We start from the raw sequence: 2,183 nt of genomic DNA, 5'->3' as shown, positions 1-2,183 counted from the left end.
TTACCAGTAAAATTTTGAAAAAGACCATCATTAATTTTCACTTTTTCACCTTTTTCATAACCATAACCTAACTTCTTTGTCTCTTGAGCATTATAAAGTGCATTACACATTGAGTGAATCTCATCATCCAAAATCACCTTTGGAATATTACCGTTTTTCAAAAATCCATAAACCTTAAGAGATTTTGGTATATTATTGATAAAATTCAATACTTCATCGCATAAATTCACGTATAAAAAGACATAACCAGGAAAGCATTTCCTTCGTGTAGCAATTTTCTTAGATTTCAACTCTACTTCACTTAGCTCTTCATATGGAATAAAAACTTCCTTAAAGTAATCATTAACACCCAATCTCATAGAATTTTCCAATATATGTTGGCGCACTTTCTCTTCACAATTGGAAGCAACTCTCAAGATATACCATTTATATCTATTAAATTCTTTACACTTTAAACTTATCTCATCATCTGAAATCATCTCAAAATCACCAGATTCGCCACTGCAGAATCCAGGCGTTTGATTCAAAATATTTTTGCTTTCATCACACAGACGCATATATACATACACTTCACATAATTCTTTTATATCAGACTTTGAATTACATACCGTTTGATAAGGAATAAACACTTCCTTAAAATAAACAGCATTACTTACCAATTCGCGTATGTTTTGCTCATATCCATAATCAACTTTAATGATATACCATTTATATTCACATTCCATAAATAATTCCAAATAAAGCCTTAATTACGTAAAGAGACATAAAATCCACAAAACAGAAGAAAATCGAAAAGCATAATATAACAATCATTACAACAAATAGAGATGACAACACCTCCTGTTTCTTTACCCAAGCAATTCTTCGTATTTCTTGCTTTATATCACAGAAAAAACCACACAAACTTTTTAACATTTCCACCACAACATTAATGCAGGAGCGATAGGAATTGAACCTACAACCTCTGGTTTTGGAGACCAGCGCTCTACCAATTGAGCTACACTCCTATAACTCAAACTCTCACTCCAAAATTTCAGAAACAACACCAGAACCAACAGTTCTACCGCCTTCTCTTATCGCAAAACGCAATCCCTTATCCATTGCTATCGGTACTTGCAATTCTACTTCTACACTCACATTATCTCCTGGCATTACCATCTCCTTCCCATCTAGCAATTTTATGCTCCCAGTTACATCCGTTGTCCTTAAATAAAACTGTGGCTGGTAATTCGCAAAAAATGGTGTATGCCTTCCTCCTTCCTCTTTCTTTAATATATAAACCTCCGCCTTAAACTTTCTATGCGGCGTTATCGTCCCCGGTTTTGCCAATACTTGCCCTCTCTCTACTTCTTCTCTTTTTGTTCCTCTTAACAATATTCCTACATTGAGTCCTGCACTTCCCTTATCCAGCAACTTCTTAAACATTTCTACACCTGTGCATATCGTCTTTTGCGTCGCTTTCAGACCTATTATCTCTATCTCTTCTCCCGTCTTTATCTCTCCCTTCTCTATTCTTCCTGTTACCACTGTTCCTCGCCCCGATATCGAAAATACATCTTCGATTGGCAATAAAAATGGTAAATCCACAGGCCTTGGTGGAACCGCTACATATTCATCTAACTTTTCCATCAATTTGTCTATTGATTTCTTTCCATATTCGCTGCTGTCATCCTCCAGCGCCTTGAGCGCTGAACCAACCACCACAGGCACTTCATCCCCTGGAAATCCGTATTTACTCAGTAATTCCCTCACTTCCATTTCTACTAAATCTATCATATCAGCATCAGCAACATCAGCTTTGTTTATATACACCACGATATATCCAACACCTACCTGCTTCGCCAGCAATATATGCTCTCTCGTTTGTGGCATTGGCCCATCAACCCCCGACACTACCAATATCGCCGCATCCATCTGTGCTGCACCTACTATCATGTTCTTTACATAGTCAGCGTGTCCAGGACAATCAACGTGTGCATAATGCCTTTTTTCCGTCTGATACTCAACATGCGCTGTTGCTATCGTTATCCCCCTCTTCCTTTCTTCTGGCGCTTTATCTATCTGATCGTACGCTACAAAATTTCCATAATGCTTCGTTATCGCCGCTGTTAACGTCGTCTTCCCATGATCCACATGTCCTATTGTTCCCACATTTACATGCGGCTTTCCAAATGCTTCCACTA

General features: G+C 37.7%; 3 protein-coding genes and 1 tRNA gene. All 4 read right to left on the bottom strand.

Features of this window, described 5'->3' with window-relative positions; all coding sequences use genetic code 11:
* On the bottom strand, positions 1-725 hold a 725-nt coding region (gene nusG, locus ACIPNH_RS02915; RefSeq protein ID WP_400771631.1), incomplete at its 3' end, for a transcription termination/antitermination protein NusG.
* Positions 715-915 carry a preprotein translocase subunit SecE gene (gene secE / locus ACIPNH_RS02910; protein ID WP_022626186.1) on the bottom strand — a complete coding sequence of 67 codons (201 nt, stop codon included), beginning with the start codon at positions 913-915 and terminating at the stop codon, positions 715-717. The genes secE and nusG, both read right to left, overlap by 11 nt.
* Before the next feature lie 19 nt (positions 916-934).
* Positions 935-1,007 (bottom strand) — tRNA-Trp (locus tag ACIPNH_RS02905).
* Positions 1,008-1,020: 13 nt separating this feature from the next.
* Positions 1,021-2,181 carry an elongation factor Tu gene (tuf, locus tag ACIPNH_RS02900; RefSeq protein ID WP_138264868.1) on the bottom strand — a complete coding sequence of 387 codons (1,161 nt, stop codon included), beginning with the start codon at positions 2,179-2,181 and terminating at the stop codon, positions 1,021-1,023.
* Between the last annotated feature and the right edge of the window lie 2 nt (positions 2,182-2,183).

The sequence above is a fragment of the Wolbachia endosymbiont of Drosophila barbarae genome (assembly GCF_044752445.1).
GTDB classification, from domain to species: Bacteria; Pseudomonadota; Alphaproteobacteria; order Rickettsiales; family Anaplasmataceae; genus Wolbachia; species Wolbachia pipientis.
Note: the sequence above shows the minus strand (reverse complement) of the source record. Positions and strands in the feature narration are given on the sequence as shown.

Excerpts from the sequence above, each read along its gene's own strand:
- secE (WP_022626186.1), bottom strand. The coding sequence starts at position 915 with ATGTTAAAAAGTTTGTGTGGTTTTTTCTGTGATATAAAGCAAGAAATA.